Here is a 14,283-nt window from a genome sequence, read left to right as displayed (position 1 = left end):
CGGCCATAGATTGGTCGTCCCCTGAACGATTGACGAGGACAACATGGGATTCCTTGACCGTCTCTTCGGTGCAGTACCGGCCGAGCCGCCGAGGCAGCAGGCCCAGCCGGCCCGCAGGCTGAGCGACGACGAACTCGCAGTCGAGCGCTACCGGTACCTGCTGCGCACCGCTCCGCCCGAGTCGGTCGAGGCGGTGCACGCCGAGGCGTTCGCGAAGCTCACGCCGCAGCAGCGCCAGGCCGTCTTCGCCTCGCTCAGCGAGGAAGCCCCTGCCGGTGAACGACTCGTCTCCGACGAGCCGAGCGCGCTGGCCCGGGCCGCGACGCGCGCCGAGCTGCGCGCACCCGGCAGCGTCGAGCGAGCCTTCAACCGAGCGGATGCCGCGGGCGGGCGCCCCCAGCAGGGCGGCCCCTCGTTCGGCGGCATGTTCGCCGGCTCGCTGCTCGGCTCGGTGGCCGGTGTGGTCGTCGGCTCGGCGATCGCGCAGGCGTTCCTGCCCGACCCCTCGGCTGTCGAGGCGGGGGCCGATGGCGACGCAGGCGACTCGGGCGCCGATGGCGGCGGGGATGCCGGTGCCGACGGCGGGTACGACGCGTCAGGTGCCGATTCGGGCGGTGACTTCGGCGGCTTCGGCGATTTCGGTGGGGGCGACTTCGGCGGTGGCGGCGACTTCGGGTTCTGACCCTCGCCGCCGTCGACCGTCGGCGGACCTGATGACGGTGGCAGCGGATATGGTCGCATCATGAGCAAGCAGGACGGCTCGTCGCGCCAAGTGACCACCGGTCCGGTCGACGATTCGGCGACACCGATCCTGCACGTCGACATGGACGCGTTCTTCGTCTCCGTCGAGCTGCTGAAACGGCCCGATCTGCGCGGCAAGCCCGTGCTCGTCGGCGGCACCGCCGGGCGCGGCGTCGTGTCCGCCGCGAGCTACGAGGCCCGCCGCTTCGGCGTCAATTCGGCGATGCCCATGTCGCTCGCACTGCAGCGCTGCCCGAACGCGGTCGTGCTCCGCGGCGACTACGCGAGCTACACCGAGTATTCGCGTCGCGTCATGACCATCTTCGAAGAGGTCACGCCGCTCGTCGAGAAGCTCTCGATCGACGAGGCGTTCCTCGACGTGTCCGGCGCCCGACGACTGCACGGCAGCCCCGCCGAGATCGCGTGGAGCCTTCGCCGGAGGGTCTACGACGAGACCGGCCTCACCTGCTCGGTGGGTGTCGCGGCGACGAAGTTCGTGGCGAAGGTCGCATCGAGTCGCGCGAAGCCAGACGGCATGCTCGTCGTGCCGGCCGACCGCACGCTCGAGTTCCTGCATCCGCTCCCGGTCTCCGCACTCTGGGGCGTCGGCAAGGTCACCGAGGAGTCGCTCACCCGCATCGGACTGCGCACGGTCGGCGACGTCGCCGCGATGCCGGCAGACGCCCTCGAACGGGCGCTCGGGCGGGCACTCGCGTCGAAGCTCGGCCATCTCGCGATGGGCGTCGACGCACGAGACGTCGTCACCGGGCGCGAAGAGAAGAGCATCGGGCACGAGGTCACCTTCGGCTACGACCTCACCGACCTCGAGCAGCTGCGACGCGAACTCCTGCGGCTCTCCGACGATGTCGCGGTGCGACTGCGCCGGGCCGGGCTCGTCGGTCGTACGGTCGTGCTGAAGCTCCGCTACGGCGACTTCCGCACCGTCACGCGGTCGCGCACCCTGGGGGAGCCGACCGATGTCGCGCGGCGCATCTACGACGAGGCATCCGCTGCGCTCGGCGAGCTCGCGGGCGACGGAGCGCGCATCCGTCTGATCGGGGTGCGTGCCGAGCAGCTCCGGGCGTCGGGCAGCGGTGCGATGCTGTGGGACCCCGACGAGGAGTGGCGCGATGCGGAGCGCACGATCGACGAGGTGACTGCGCGGTTCGGGCGAGGTGCGGTTCGCCCGGCTTCCCTGGTTCGCCGTGCTGCCGATCGGGTCGAGTCGTCGCGCCGCAAGGACCCGGATGGCGGCGACGCACGCTGAGTCCTTCGGGATTGCCCCGAGGGGTGGTTCACGGACCGGGGCGCGGGTAGCGTGGACGCATGGCTGAACTCGTTCTGGACCTTGCCGAGACCGTCGCCGGTGTCGGCGTCAAGACCTCGTACGGCGACGCCGTCGACATCGACGGCACCACGCTCGTGCCGGTGGCGCTCGGATACTACGGCTTCGGCGCAGGAAGCGGCTCGGACGGAGCCGGCGATCAGGCGGGTGGCGGCGGCGGTGGCGGGCTCTCCATTCCGCTCGGCGCATACGTCGGTCGCTCGGGTGATGTCCGCTTCGAACCGAACCTCATCGGGTTGCTGCTCGTCGCGACGCCGCTCGTCTGGGTGACCGGCAAAGCACTCCGCATGGTGATCCGCGCGCTCAAGCGCTGACGGCGATCAGCGGCAGCGGAATCGGCCGCTGCCGCCTTGGCCCGCGCCATCGGCGTATACTCGTGTGCGAACACGGGAGTCCGGTGAGCCGGGCTGAGAGGAAGGTTCTCAACCTTCGACCGTCGAACCTGATCTGGGTCATGCCAGCGCAGGGAGGCCAATCACATCTCAATTTCCCGTGCCTCTTTCCACGAATCGAAAGGGCACGACAGTGCACACTGCAGCATCAGAGACCAGCAGCCCCTCCACGCCCCGCAAGCCGCGCGATCTGCGCTGGCGGGTCGTCGACATCGTCGTCGCAAGCGTCATCGGCGTCGCGACCGGGCTGCTCTTCCTCTTCTGGAACAACGTCGGCTACGCGTGGTTCAGCGCGGCCGACGCCCTCACCCCGGGGCTCGGCGGCGTCGCCGTCGGCATCTGGCTGATCGGCGGCGTGCTCGGCGGGCTGATCATCCGCAAGCCGGGCGCAGCGCTCTTCGTCGAACTGCTCGCGGCGATCGTCTCCGCCCTCATCGGCAACCAGTGGGGCATCGAGACGATCTACTCCGGCCTGGCGCAGGGACTCGGCGCCGAACTGGTCTTCGCGCTCTTCGCCTACCGCCGCTTCGGCCTCCTGCCCGCGATGCTCGCGGGCGCCGCCGCGGGCGCCGCCGCCTGGACGCTCGAACTCTTCACCTCCGGCAACCTGGCGAAGTCCGCCGAGTTCCTCGGGCTCTACTTCACGACCGTCGTCATCTCGGGCGCGGTGCTGGCCGGACTCCTCGGCTGGCTCATCGTGCGCGGTCTCGCCGCGACCGGGGCACTCAGCCGCTTCGCCGCAGGTCAAGACGTGGCCCAGCGGGTCTGACGTGGCGGACCGTTTCGACGCCACCCGTCCCGCGCGCGTGGAGGCGCGCGGGTGGGGCTGGCGGCATGCCGGGCGCAAGCTCTCGGCGCTCGATGGCATCGACCTCGTCGTCTCGCCGGGGGAGCGGGTGCTGCTGCTCGGGCCCTCGGGGTCGGGCAAGTCGACCCTCCTGCACGCGCTCGCCGGCGTCCACGGCGGCGCAGAAGAAGGGGAGGAGACCGGTTCGCTCCTGATCGACGGCGAGTGGCCGGGGGCGGTACGCGGGCGAGCGAGCCTCGTGCTCCAGGACCCGGATTCGCAGGTCATCCTCGCGAGGGTGGGCGATGACGTGGCCTTCGGGTGCGAGAACCTCGGTGTGCTGCGCGATGAGATCTGGCCGCGCGTGCGGCGGGCACTCGACGACGTCGGGCTCGATCTTCCGCTCGACCACCCCACGAGCGCGCTCTCCGGCGGCCAGAAGCAGCGCCTCGCGCTGGCCGGCGCCCTCGCGATGGGGCCGGGACTGCTGCTGCTCGACGAGCCCACGGCGAACCTCGACCCCGCGGGAGTCGACGAGGTGCGCCAGGCGGTCGCACGCACCCTCGAACGCACGGGCGCGACGTTCGTCGTCGTCGAGCACCGCGTCGACGTCTGGATCGACCTCGTCACCCGTGTGGTCGTGCTCGGCCGCAACGGCCGGCTGATCGCCGACGGCGATCCGGCAGAGGTCGTCGCGACGCAGCGCGAAGCGCTGCTCGCAGCCGGCGTCTGGGTGCCGGGTGTACCACCGGCGGTGTCGGCCGCGCGGCCCGCGCCTGCGTCATCCGTCGTCGATCTCGATGGCGTCGACCTCACGATCGGGCGCCGGAGCGACGCCGTCGTGCGCGACGGTCTCACGCTGGCGCTGCCCCGCGCAGCGTCGACGGTGCTCACCGGGCCGAACGGCGCCGGCAAGTCGACGCTCGCACTCACGATGGGCGGACTGCTGCCACCGCTGGCGGGGCGGGTGCGGGCCTCGACGGAACTGGCGGGCGGCCTGAAGGCCGACCCGATCCGGTGGCGCTCACGAGAACTCCTCACCCGCATCGGCACCGTGTTCCAGGAGCCCGAGCATCAGTTCGTCGCCTCGACGGTGCAGCGCGAGCTCGAAGTCGCGCCGCGCGCTCTCGGCCTGGACGCCGCGACGACGGCGCGGCGCACCCGGGAGGTGCTCGAACGACTGCGGCTCGACCGCCTCGCCGAGGCGAACCCGTTCACCCTGTCGGGTGGCGAGCAGCGACGCCTCACGGTCGGATGCGCGCTCGTCGCGCAACCGCGCGTCGTCATCCTCGACGAACCGACCTTCGGGCAGGACCGCCTCACCTGGATCGAGCTCGTGACCCTGCTGCGCGGGCTCGTCGACGACGGCACGACCCTCCTCTCGGTCAGCCATGATGCGGCGTACCTCGACGCCCTCGGCGACCAGCACCTCGACCTCGGCAGCGACGCACTGCGAATGGAAGCTGCGGCATGACCAGGGCGCCTCGACTGCACCTCGTCGACCGGGTGAACCCCGTCAGCCGCCTCGCCGCGGCGATGCTCCTGACGACGCCGCTGCTGCTCACCGTCGACTGGGTGAGCGCCGCCGTCGCGCTCGTCGTGCAGCTCGTGCTCTTCGCGATGGCGGGGGTGACGCCGCGGGTGCTCGTCGCCCGGACCTGGCCGATCCTCATCGCGGCACCGATCGCCGGGCTCAGCATGCTGCTCTACGGCCAGCCAGAGGGCACCGAGTACTGGTCGTTCTGGCTCGCGCGCGTCACCGACGGGTCGATCGAGCTCGCCGTCGCGGTCACCGTGCGCGTGCTCGCCATCGGGCTGCCCGCGGTGCTCCTGTTCATGAACGTCGACCCGACGGAACTCGCCGACGGGCTCGCGCAGGTCGCCCGCCTCCCGAGTCGCTTCGTGCTCGGCGCGCTGGCGGGCGCACGACTCGTCGGCCTCTTCATGGAGGACTGGCGGGCGATGGCGCTGTCGCGCCGTGCGCGCGGCATCGGCGATCACGGCGTGATCCGCCGGTTCGCGACCATGGCGTTCGCCCTCCTCGTGCTCGCCATCCGGCGCGGCAGCAAGCTCGCTACGGCGATGGAGGCCCGCGGGTTCGGTTCCGACCACCCGCGCACGTGGGCGCGCGAGTCCAGAGTCGGCTGGCCCGATGCCGCGCTCCTCTGCATCGCCGTCGGCATCGCCGTGCTCGCTGTCGGCGCCGCGCTCTGGGCGGGTACGTTCCACGCGGTGTGGGCGTGACCGCGGGCGACGAGCGCGCGGCCCTCGCGACCGCCGCCGCGGCATCCGCGGTGCAGCTCGTACTCGAGCGATGCCGCGCGGCACGCACCCGGGTGGTGGCGATCGACGGGCCGAGCGGGTCCGGCAAGAGCACCCTCGCCGATGCACTCGTGCAGGCGTGGCCGGGCCACGCGCCCGAACTCGTGCGCCTCGACGACGTGTACCCGGGCTGGGAGGGGCTCGAGTCGGCCGGAGCGGCGCTCGCGCACGAACTCGTGGCTCGCCACGCACGCGGCGCGGTCGGTACGTGGCGACGATGGGACTGGGCGGCCGATCGGGTCGGCTCGATCGAACAGAGCAGGCCGGGCCGGGCGCTCATCGTCGAGGGCTGCGGGGCGTTCGCCGCGACATCGTCGGTCGAGGCGGTTGCGATCTGGGTCGAGGCATCGCCTCGCGTGCGCAAGCGCCGCGCACTCGAGCGCGACGCCGGGGCGTTCGACCCGTACTGGGACCTGTGGGAGCGCCAGTGGCGCCGGTACGTCGCACGCACCGCGCCCGCCCGCCGTGCCGATGCGCGCGTGCGGGTCGCCGGCGTCTGAGCAGTCGACCGCGGCCTGCGGACTGCGGCCGGTGCCTGCGGCCGGTGCCCGTGGAACGCCGCCCCCGAACTGCGGTACGACCTGCCGGTTCGGGCATGCCGAGGGCTACGGTAGTGACATGAGCACAGATACAGCCGCCCAGTACGTCGCGGAGTTCCTCGACGGCCCGCTCGAGGGCGAGTTCGAGCAGCGCATCCTCGTCGGCGGCAAGCCCGAGCAGCGCGTCGGCATGGTCGCCGCCGTCGACGGTCTCGAATCGCTGTTCTGGTACGACGCGGTCGACGAGCGCCAGGTCAACGGCCAGGTGCGGGTGCAGTTCCGGTTCGACGCCGACGACTCCGACCCGGTCGAGTCCGACGACGAGAACGACTGAGGCGGTACGTCTGCCGGTCAGCCCTGCTGGTCGGCGAAGAACGCCCCGATGAGCGCAGCAGGGTGCGTGAGACGCCAGATCGGGCCGGGATCGCCGATGGCGCTCGTCAGTTCGAGCGGTGAGGCGACGTCGCCGCTCGCGGTCGCGAAGCTGATGCGCCCGACGTCGCTGCCCGACGGAGCGGTCGTGAAGGGCTCGACGGTGACGGATGCCTCGGCGGCATCGTCGCCCCACGAGGCATCCGTTCGACTCACCGACGCGATGAGGTCGGCTCGGTCGCCCCAAGCCGCCTCCACGCTCGCGTAGGGCGTGCCGGCCGTGATGATCTCGACCGGTGCCGCCGACTGCGCGCTCGAGGTCACGGCCGTGCTCACGGCGGCGTCGAGCGTCTCGTAGTCGGGCATGAGCGTCATGGCGCCGACCAGTCGGTGGGGCGGCTGGCCTTCGAGCCCGGGCACGGTGGTGGTGTACACGAAGCTCACACCCGCCTGGTCGGTGTAGCTCCGGGCGAGCGCGCGCACGCCGGCGTCACCGGGGCGCGCGACGATGTCGGGGATGTTCCGCTCGCCGGTCACCGCGGGTGGGTCGTCGCCGACGGCGAACAGCCCCGCGAGGCGACGATCGGCGAGCACCAGACCGGCGAGCCTCGTGAGCTCCTCAGGGGTCCCGACGTTGTCGCCCGAGAGCCCGGTGGCATCGGCGACCCGGGTGGCGGTGAACCCGTTCTCGGCGAGCCACGCGTTCGCGGCCTCGACGTACGGGTCGACGCCGCCGAAGGCCCAGCGCACCAGGGTGTCGGCGTGGTTGTTGCTCGAGGCCAGCAGCACGGCGCGCACCACGTCGCGCTCCGTCCACTTCTCGCCGGGCAGCACCGCGAGCGTTCGGGTGTCTTCGGCGACGTAGCGGAGGTAGTCGGTGTAGTCGTCCGGCCCGATCGTGATGTCGGGGCCGCCGCTGTCGGGCGGCAGTGGCAGGGTATCGAGGGTGGCCAGCACGGTGACGAGCTTGACGGCGCCGCCGATCGGCACCGCTTCGGTGTCGCCGGCCACGGCGAGCGTGGTCGACGCTCCGTCGTCGGCGAGCACCGCCATGGCACTCGCACCGTCCGCAGGAAGAGTCACGGCCGTCGCGCCGTCGCCGGATGCCGCTGCGGGCCCCTCTGCGACGGTGACGCTCACCGCGGGGAGCGGGCCGAGGAGCATCGCCGGGCCGTAGACCCCGATGCCGAGGATCGCGATCGCGCCGACGGCGATGCCGACGATGCGGCCGGGGGTCATGCTCATGGGATCAGCGTAACCCGGCGCGGATCACGCCCAGCCCAGCTCGTGCAGCCGGTCGTCGTCGATGCCGTAGAAGTGGGCGATCTCGTGGACGAGCGTGACGTGGATCTCTTCGCGGAGCTCGTCTTCGTCGGCGCAGATCGCCAGCAGCGGCTCGCGGAAGAGGATGATGCGGTCGGGCATCTCGCCGAACCCGTAGCGGTCGCGCTCGGTGAGCGCGAAGCCGTCGTAGAGGCCCAGCAGGTCGAGTGAGCCGTCTTCGGGACGGTCCTCCACGACGAACACGATGTTCTCGAGGCCGTCGACCATGTCATCGGGCAGACGGTCGAGCTCATCGACGACGATCGCCTCGAACGCTTCGGCATCGAGTTCCACGAGCGGCTCCGATCGGAGGCGGTGAAGAAAAACTTGGGGTGAGTAACGGGGCTTGAACCCGCGACCTCCTGGACCACAACCAGGCGCTCTACCGACTGAGCTATACCCACCATGTGCCGACCGCTCACGCGATCTGGCAACTCAAAGAGCCTACTACACCTTGGAGGCGAACTCGTTCACCACGGCCGCCGAGAGGCTCTGGAGCTCGGCCGTCGAGGGTCCGGGCTCCGCCACGAAGACCGCACGACGGTAGTAGTGCAGCTCGCGGATCGACTCCTGGATGTCGGCGAGCGCACGGTGCCCGCCGTTCTTCTGGGGCGAGTTGAAGTACGCGCGGGGGAACCAGCGCTTGGCGAGCTCCTTGATCGAGGAGACATCGACGCTGCGGTAGTGCAGGTGCCCGTCGAGCCGCGGCATGTACTTCGCGAGGAAGGCGCGGTCGGTGCCGATGGAGTTGCCGGCGAGCGGCGCCTTCTGCTCGTCGGGAACGTGCTTCAGCACGTACTCGAGCACCTGGTACTCGGCGTCGGCGACGCTGACCCCGTTGGGGATCTCCTCGATGAGTCCCGACTGGGTGTGCATCGTGCGCACGAACTCGCCCATCGACTCGAGGGCACTGGCGTCGGGCTTGATGACGATGCTGATACCGGCGTCGACGGGGTTGAGGTCGTAGTCGGTGATGATGACCGCGATCTCGACGAGCTCATCGACCTCGAGGTCGAGTCCGGTCATCTCGCAGTCGATCCAGACCAGGCGGTCACTCGATGAAGGCATGCGGAGAGTCTATCGGGGCGCTCCGACGTCGCGCTCGGGTGCCATCGCAGGATCCGCATGGGCGAGAGCGTCGGTGCTTCACGGTAGCTTCGCGACATGAAGACGTGTTTCCGGTGCAGAATCGAACTGCCCAGCACCAGCTTCAACGGATCACCGAAGAACAGTGACGGCCTCCACTCGTACTGTCGAGATTGTCAGAAGGCTTACTACCGGGCGAATGCAGCGCGTCACGCCGCGAACGTGCGTGCGACCAGTGCGCGGCGGCTGATCGAGGCGAGACGAGCGGTCATCGCACACCTCGCTGTCGGATGTGTGGACTGCGGCAATCTCGACCTGCGGGTGTTGGAGTTCGATCATGTACGAGGCGAGAAGATCGACTCGATCGCGAACCTTGTGCGGCGCGGCCGGAGCCTCGAGGTCATCGAAGCCGAGATTCGCAAGTGCGACGTGAGATGTCGCAACTGCCACGCAATCGTCACCATTGCTCGGCGGGGTCGTTCGTGGCACCACGAACTCCTCGACGAGCAAGGAAGAGCGTCTCCTGGCGCCTGATTCGAACTCGCGACCAAGCAGCGTCGTTCCATTTGGGGTCAGCGGCCGGGACAGGGAATGCTCCATCCCGGCCGCCGCGGCACCGTCGAACCCATCAGATTCCTCACACGTACCGCTGGTGCCCCCGGCAGGATTCGAACCCGCAATCGGCCGGGTAGAAACCGGCTGCCTTATCCTTTTGGCCACGGAGGCGAAGACCGCACTCTCAGACTAGCGAAGATGCGGATTCAAGAAGCCGTCACGACATGTAGTTTCCGCATCGCCCTGTGTATCCGCGACTGAACTCGTTGCAGATCTGGAGCGCCTCAGCCCTCGACGGGCACGAACGGGTCGTCTTCGGGGGCCTTGGCCGAGGCATCCGATCGCCCCTTGCGGATGGCGAGTGCGATCAGCGGGAACAGCAGCACCGACAGCATGCCGGCACCGACGAGCGCGGCCGCCGTGCCGCTCGGCAGGTCGCCGTTGTCGACGCCGATGGCCGTCACCGCGACGATGATCGGCAGGCCGGTGGCGCCGAACAGCGCCGTCGCCACCAGATCGCGCCGACTCGATCCCACGGGCGCGGCCAGGAGCGACGGGAGGCCGCGCACGAGCAGCAGCAGCACGAGGAAGATCGGCAGGAGCAGTGTCGTGCTGACGTCGCCGAAGAGCGAGGCGAGGTCGAAGGTCACTCCGGTGTTGATGAAGAACACCGGCACGAGGAATCCGTAGCCGACCGCTTCGAGCTTGGTCTCGACCACTTCGACGTCGCGCTCCGGTGCGCCCGACAGCAGTAGTCGGTAGAGCACGCCGGCGGTGAATGCCCCGAGCAGCATGTCGAGGTCGAGCACGATGCTGAGCGCCACGAGGGCGAGCAGCACGAAGATGACGAGACGCACCGCGAACTGGCCGCTCGTGTGCAGGGTCGCCGTGATGACGCGGTGCATCCGCTTGCCGACGCCCTTGGCGGCCAGCCAGATGGCGATGCCGGCGATGACGGCGAACGTGAGCAGCACGACGGTGGCGAGCAGGGGGCTGCGGCCGCTCAAGAAGATGGAGATCGCCAGCAGCGGGCCGAACTCGCCCACGGCGCCGAGCGCGATGACGGCGATGCCGAACGGGGTGCCGAGGTCGCCCGAGTCCCGCAGCACCGGCATGATCGTGCCGAGCGCCGTCGAGGTGAGCGCGATGCCGATGAACGCCGCGGCGGGCAGGTCGGCTGCCAGCACCGTCGCGATGCCGATACCCGCGGCGAGGGAGACGATCCAGCCGATGGCCGCGCGGCTCAGCGGCCGTCCGCGGATGGCACGGAAGTCGATCTCGTTGCCCGCGAGGAAGAAGAGCATCGCCAGTCCGAAGTCGGCGAGCAGCGTCATGAAGTCGTCGGGCACGACCCAGCCGAGCACTGCGGGGCCGAGCAGCAGGCCGAGCACGATCTCGAACACGACGAGTGGGATGACCACCCAGCGGCCGATGGCGCGCACGAGCAGCGGTGCTGCGACGGCGATCGCCGGCACGAGCACCATGGTTCCGATCGAGATCTCCACGGGGCACTCCGTTCGCGGCACGAGGGTGCCAGTCGAGATGGTAGCGGAGGCCCGCTCCGATGCCCGGGCGGCGGGCGGGCATCCGCTTCGCATGCCGGAAACATGACGGCGGTATGGTCGTGGCATGCGAGAGCTGCAGTCGCGAATCATCGCCGAACTCAACGTCACCCCCGCCATCGACCCCGCCGAGCAGGTGCGCGCCCGCATCGACTTCCTGAAGTCGTATCTGCGCACGACGGGAGCCAAGGGCCTCGTGCTCGGCATCAGCGGCGGACAGGATTCCACGCTCGCCGGGCGACTGTGCCGGATCGCCGTCGACGAACTCGTCGCGGAGGGGACCCCGTCGCGCTTCATCGCCGTCCGGCTGCCGTACGGCGTGCAGCGCGATGAAGACGACGCCCAGCTGGCGCTGACGTTCATCGAGCCGCAGGAGACCGTCGTCTTCAACATCAAGGGCAGCGTCGACGGTCTCGCCGACGGCTTCGCCGAGGCGACCGAGGTGCCGCTCAGCGACTTCGGCAAGGGCAATGTGAAGGCGCGCATGCGGATGGTTGCGCAGTACGCCCTCGCCGGTGAGGGGGCGCTGCTCGTCGTGGGCACCGACCACGCGGCCGAGGCCGTCACCGGTTTCTTCACCAAGTACGGCGACGGGGGAGCCGACGTCCTGCCGCTCACCGGGCTCACGAAGCGTCAGGGCCGCGCACTGCTCGAGCACCTCGGTGCGCCGGAGCGACTCTTCCTCAAGGTGCCGACGGCAGACCTGCTCGACGGGAACCCCGGTCAGTCCGACGAGGCGAACCTCGGCCTGAGTTACGCCGACCTCGACGCCTTCCTCGAGGGCGAGGAGATCGACGATACGGTCGCCGAGCGCATCGAGGCGCGGTTCCTGCAGACGCGGCACAAGCGCACCGTGCCGGTGTCGATGTTCGACGAGTGGTGGCGCTGAGCGTCAGCGACGACGGACGCTCAGCGCCCTGCATCCGGCGCCCGTACTCGGCCGCGGGTGCGGATCAGCGCAGCGGTTCGCCCTGCAGCGTCGCCGTCGGCGCGGTGCTCGCGGTGGACGTGGCGACGTCATCGGTGATGCTGACGCTGCCCTGGTAGCGCTGCTGATGCTGCTCGGCGACCCAGGCGTCCTGCTGGTCGACGGCGGCCTGTTCGGGCTCCTGGCGCTGCGTGCGCCACCGCGCGAGGTCGTTCAGGAACTGGCGGCGCGTGCGCCCCGGGTGGCGCTGCCACTCGAGCAGTCGGTCGCGGAACTCCACGACCGCGGGGTCGAGCTGGTACCCGAACGTCGCCGACGCGCGCTTGAGCTCGTGGAGCTGATGGGCGGCCCAGTTCGCCGCGACGTCCGAACCGCGGATCGGCAGCAGTCGCACGATGATGTCGGCCTGGCCGACGGCGCGGTCGGCGAGGACCTGCTCCTGCGGGGTCAGCGAGTTCCACACGGAGGCCTCGGTGGCGGCGTCGACGAGCGCGGCGATCGCAGCCGCCTTCGACTCACGATCGCGCTGCGCGACGAGTCGCTTGATCGCGAGATTGGCGATCCAGACGGCGAGGAGCCCGGCGGCGAGCACCGCGAAGAAGAGCACGACGGCCGAGAAGACCGTGGGCCGCGAGGCGCTCGTACCGAGCCATGAGATGAGATCGTTCCACCACTGCATGGCCGCAGATTACTCCCGCCGTGTGTCGCGGCGATCGAGCGTCGACGGCGCGCCCGAATACGCGTCGCCCCAGCTCAGCGGAACACTTCGGCGGCGTCGCGCGACGACCAGAACTCGCCGAGCTCGATCGAGCGGATGCCGCCCGCCACGAGCCGTTTCGCCCCGAACCGCAGCTCGGCGCCGACCCCTCGCTGCTCGATGTGCCCGAGCACGGCGCCCTGGGGGCGGGTGACCCGCCACAGCCCGGGGGCTGCCGGAGAGATCTGCAGGCCGGGCACGACGTCGGGGAACGGTTCGCGTGTGCGCGTGGCGTTCGTGGCGATGGCGGACATGTCGCTCCTCTCGTGGTGCAGCCGGCCCTGCGGTGTGTCACGAGAGTACGGCGGGCCACCGACATCCGCTCGATGGTCGAACGGCGACCGTCGCCGGGTCGTTCCGCCCGAACGGACTCAGCCGAGCACAGTGCCGTGCGCGGCGAACGGCTCGATGCGTGCGATCTCGTCGCCGGTGAGCGGCGGGGCGTCGAGGGCCGCGATGTTCTGCTCGAGCTGGGCGACGCTCGAGGCGCCGATGATGGCGCTCGAGACGAGGGGCTGCCTGAGCACCCACGACAGGGCGAGCTGCGCGAGCGTCTGGCCTCGTTCCCTCGCGATCGCGTCGAGCGCGCGGGCACGCTCGAGGTACTCGTCGCTGATCTGGTCGGGGGAGAGGAACCGGCTCGTCGCCGCACGCGAGCCCGCCGGAACGTCGCCGCCCAGGTAGCGGTCGGTCAGCAGTCCCTGCGCGAGCGGCGAGTAGACGATGCTCGCGGCGCCGACATCCTCGAGTGCCGGGAACAGGCCGTCTTCGATCTGCCGGTCGAACATCGAGTACCGCGGCTGGTGGATGAGCAGCGGCACGCCCTCGGCCTCGAGCGCAGCGGCGGCGGCTCGCGTCTGGTCGGGGTCGTAGTTCGAGATGCCGACGTAGAGCGCCTTGCCCTGGCGCACTGCAGAGGCGAGGGCGCCCATGGTCTCCTCGATCGGCGTCTCGGGATCGGCGCGGTGCGAGTAGAAGATGTCGACGTAGTCGAGGCCGAGACGACCGAGGCTCTGGTCGAGTGACGACAGCAGGTACTTGCGCGAGCCGAAGTCGCCGTACGGGCCCGGCCACATGTCGTAGCCCGCCTTCGACGAGATGATCAGTTCGTCGCGGTACGGCGCGAGGTCGTCGGCGAGGATGCGGCCGAAGTTCACCTCGGCGCTGCCGGGAGGCGGTCCGTAGTTGTTCGCGAGGTCGAAGTGGGTGACGCCGAGGTCGAAGGCGCGGCGCACGATCGCGCGCTGCGTGTCATAGGGGCGTTCGTGCCCGAAGTTGTGCCAGAGGCCGAGCGAGAGCGCGGGCAGTTTGAGGCCGCTGCGGCCCACCCGGTTGTAGCGCATGCGGTCGTAGCGTTCGGTGAGGGCGACGTAGCTCATGGAGCAACTCTAGGTCGCCGACTCCTCCTCCACATTCGTGTGACAGGGCGTCTTCTGCACGGTTCGCGGCGGAGGGCGCCGGATGCCTCGGCCGGCCGGGATGCTGATCGGACGCGGCTCCGGGTGACGATCCGGCACGAGCGCCATCCCGGGGCCGCGTGCCGTCGACTCGCGGCGGCATCCGACCGAGGAGTG

At 70.3% G+C, this 14,283-nt stretch carries 17 protein-coding genes, 2 tRNA genes and 1 riboswitch; of the genes, 10 read left to right on the top strand and 9 right to left on the bottom strand.

Annotated elements, in window-relative coordinates:
- Window positions 1-43 precede the first annotated feature (43 nt).
- From ASE14_RS04140 to ASE14_RS04105, 8 genes are all read left to right on the top strand, one after another.
- Window positions 44-682 (top strand): hypothetical protein, encoded by a 639-nt coding sequence (locus ASE14_RS04140; protein WP_056651044.1) that lies wholly within the window; start codon window positions 44-46, stop codon window positions 680-682.
- A 60-nt stretch (window positions 683-742) separates the two neighbouring features.
- Window positions 743-2,008 carry a DNA polymerase IV gene (locus ASE14_RS04135; protein ID WP_056651041.1) on the top strand — a complete coding sequence of 422 codons (1,266 nt, stop codon included), beginning with the start codon at window positions 743-745 and terminating at the stop codon, window positions 2,006-2,008.
- Between the two features lie 59 nt (window positions 2,009-2,067).
- Window positions 2,068-2,400 (top strand): hypothetical protein, encoded by a 333-nt coding sequence (locus ASE14_RS04130; protein WP_056651038.1) that lies wholly within the window; start codon window positions 2,068-2,070, stop codon window positions 2,398-2,400.
- A 62-nt stretch (window positions 2,401-2,462) separates the two neighbouring features.
- Window positions 2,463-2,572: riboswitch (TPP riboswitch) on the top strand.
- Window positions 2,573-2,611: 39 nt separating this feature from the next.
- The gene (locus tag ASE14_RS04125) at window positions 2,612-3,247 is read left to right on the top strand and encodes an ECF transporter S component (protein WP_056651036.1); all 636 of its coding nucleotides are present in this window, start codon (window positions 2,612-2,614) and stop codon (window positions 3,245-3,247) included.
- Window position 3,248: 1 nt separating this feature from the next.
- Window positions 3,249-4,739, top strand: coding sequence for an ABC transporter ATP-binding protein (locus tag ASE14_RS04120; protein ID WP_082600043.1), 1,491 nt, complete (start codon window positions 3,249-3,251; stop codon window positions 4,737-4,739).
- Window positions 4,736-5,509 (top strand): energy-coupling factor transporter transmembrane protein EcfT, encoded by a 774-nt coding sequence (locus ASE14_RS04115; protein ID WP_200953258.1) that lies wholly within the window; start codon window positions 4,736-4,738, stop codon window positions 5,507-5,509. The genes ASE14_RS04120 and ASE14_RS04115 overlap by 4 nt, the downstream gene beginning before the upstream one ends.
- Window positions 5,500-6,087: an AAA family ATPase gene (locus ASE14_RS04110; RefSeq protein ID WP_056651030.1), complete on the top strand. Its 588-nt coding sequence runs from the start codon at window positions 5,500-5,502 to the stop codon at window positions 6,085-6,087. The genes ASE14_RS04115 and ASE14_RS04110 overlap by 10 nt, the downstream gene beginning before the upstream one ends.
- Before the next feature lie 118 nt (window positions 6,088-6,205).
- Window positions 6,206-6,460 carry a hypothetical protein gene (locus ASE14_RS04105; protein WP_056651027.1) on the top strand — a complete coding sequence of 85 codons (255 nt, stop codon included), beginning with the start codon at window positions 6,206-6,208 and terminating at the stop codon, window positions 6,458-6,460.
- 17 nt (window positions 6,461-6,477) lie between these two features.
- Here the strand turns inward: ASE14_RS04105 and ASE14_RS04100 are convergent, their stop codons facing one another.
- The 4 genes from ASE14_RS04100 to orn form a co-directional block, all read right to left on the bottom strand.
- Entirely contained in the window at window positions 6,478-7,743 is a 1,266-nt protein-coding gene (locus tag ASE14_RS04100) for a serine hydrolase (protein WP_056651024.1), read from the bottom strand.
- 24 nt (window positions 7,744-7,767) lie between these two features.
- On the bottom strand, window positions 7,768-8,115 hold the full coding sequence (locus ASE14_RS04095; RefSeq protein ID WP_056651022.1) for a metallopeptidase family protein: 348 nt from the start codon (window positions 8,113-8,115) through the stop codon (window positions 7,768-7,770).
- Window positions 8,116-8,149: 34 nt separating this feature from the next.
- A tRNA-His gene (locus ASE14_RS04090) sits at window positions 8,150-8,225 on the bottom strand.
- A gap of 43 nt (window positions 8,226-8,268) precedes the next feature.
- Window positions 8,269-8,889 (bottom strand): oligoribonuclease, encoded by a 621-nt coding sequence (orn, locus tag ASE14_RS04085; RefSeq protein ID WP_056651019.1) that lies wholly within the window; start codon window positions 8,887-8,889, stop codon window positions 8,269-8,271.
- Between the two features lie 96 nt (window positions 8,890-8,985).
- On the opposite strand from orn, the gene ASE14_RS20330 reads away from it, so the two are divergent.
- Entirely contained in the window at window positions 8,986-9,441 is a 456-nt protein-coding gene (locus ASE14_RS20330; protein ID WP_157372770.1) for a hypothetical protein, read from the top strand.
- A 116-nt stretch (window positions 9,442-9,557) separates the two neighbouring features.
- On the opposite strand, the gene ASE14_RS04080 is transcribed toward ASE14_RS20330, so the two are convergent.
- Window positions 9,558-9,633, bottom strand: a tRNA-Arg gene (locus tag ASE14_RS04080).
- A 113-nt stretch (window positions 9,634-9,746) separates the two neighbouring features.
- Window positions 9,747-10,967: a cation:proton antiporter gene (locus ASE14_RS04075; protein ID WP_056651016.1), complete on the bottom strand. Its 1,221-nt coding sequence runs from the start codon at window positions 10,965-10,967 to the stop codon at window positions 9,747-9,749.
- 124 nt (window positions 10,968-11,091) lie between these two features.
- Between ASE14_RS04075 and nadE the strand changes: the two genes are divergently transcribed.
- Window positions 11,092-11,913 (top strand): ammonia-dependent NAD(+) synthetase, encoded by an 822-nt coding sequence (gene nadE, locus ASE14_RS04070; RefSeq protein WP_056651013.1) that lies wholly within the window; start codon window positions 11,092-11,094, stop codon window positions 11,911-11,913.
- 64 nt (window positions 11,914-11,977) lie between these two features.
- Here the strand turns inward: nadE and ASE14_RS04065 are convergent, their stop codons facing one another.
- The 3 genes from ASE14_RS04065 to ASE14_RS04055 all read right to left on the bottom strand — a co-directional run bounded on the left by ASE14_RS04065 (window position 11,978) and on the right by ASE14_RS04055 (window position 14,088).
- Entirely contained in the window at window positions 11,978-12,631 is a 654-nt protein-coding gene (locus ASE14_RS04065; protein ID WP_056651010.1) for a hypothetical protein, read from the bottom strand.
- 74 nt (window positions 12,632-12,705) lie between these two features.
- The gene (locus ASE14_RS04060) at window positions 12,706-12,963 is read right to left on the bottom strand and encodes a hypothetical protein (RefSeq protein ID WP_056651007.1); all 258 of its coding nucleotides are present in this window, start codon (window positions 12,961-12,963) and stop codon (window positions 12,706-12,708) included.
- Between the two features lie 117 nt (window positions 12,964-13,080).
- The gene (locus ASE14_RS04055; RefSeq protein WP_056651004.1) at window positions 13,081-14,088 is read right to left on the bottom strand and encodes an aldo/keto reductase; all 1,008 of its coding nucleotides are present in this window, start codon (window positions 14,086-14,088) and stop codon (window positions 13,081-13,083) included.
- Window positions 14,089-14,283: the final 195 nt, after the last annotated feature.

This window comes from Agromyces sp. Root81 (assembly GCF_001429165.1).
GTDB lineage: Bacteria > Actinomycetota > Actinomycetes > Actinomycetales > Microbacteriaceae > Agromyces.
Note: the sequence above shows the minus strand (reverse complement) of the source record. Positions and strands in the feature narration are given on the sequence as shown.

Bases quoted from the DNA above. Each gene is read 5' to 3' on its own strand.
- ASE14_RS04135 (WP_056651041.1), top strand. From the start codon at position 743: ATGAGCAAGCAGGACGGCTCGTCGCGCCAAGTGACCACCGGTCCGGTC.
- ASE14_RS04105 (WP_056651027.1), top strand. From the start codon at position 6,206: ATGAGCACAGATACAGCCGCCCAGTACGTCGCGGAGTTCCTCGACGGC.
- ASE14_RS04115 (WP_200953258.1), top strand. From the start codon at position 4,736: ATGACCAGGGCGCCTCGACTGCACCTCGTCGACCGGGTGAACCCCGTC.
- nadE (WP_056651013.1), top strand. From the start codon at position 11,092: ATGCGAGAGCTGCAGTCGCGAATCATCGCCGAACTCAACGTCACCCCC.
- ASE14_RS04065 (WP_056651010.1), bottom strand. From the start codon at position 12,631: ATGCAGTGGTGGAACGATCTCATCTCATGGCTCGGTACGAGCGCCTCG.
- ASE14_RS04140 (WP_056651044.1), top strand. From the start codon at position 44: ATGGGATTCCTTGACCGTCTCTTCGGTGCAGTACCGGCCGAGCCGCCG.
- ASE14_RS20330 (WP_157372770.1), top strand. From the start codon at position 8,986: ATGAAGACGTGTTTCCGGTGCAGAATCGAACTGCCCAGCACCAGCTTC.
- orn (WP_056651019.1), bottom strand. From the start codon at position 8,889: ATGCCTTCATCGAGTGACCGCCTGGTCTGGATCGACTGCGAGATGACC.
- ASE14_RS04100 (WP_056651024.1), bottom strand. From the start codon at position 7,743: ATGAGCATGACCCCCGGCCGCATCGTCGGCATCGCCGTCGGCGCGATC.
- ASE14_RS04055 (WP_056651004.1), bottom strand. From the start codon at position 14,088: ATGAGCTACGTCGCCCTCACCGAACGCTACGACCGCATGCGCTACAAC.
- ASE14_RS04130 (WP_056651038.1), top strand. From the start codon at position 2,068: ATGGCTGAACTCGTTCTGGACCTTGCCGAGACCGTCGCCGGTGTCGGC.
- ASE14_RS04060 (WP_056651007.1), bottom strand. From the start codon at position 12,963: ATGTCCGCCATCGCCACGAACGCCACGCGCACACGCGAACCGTTCCCC.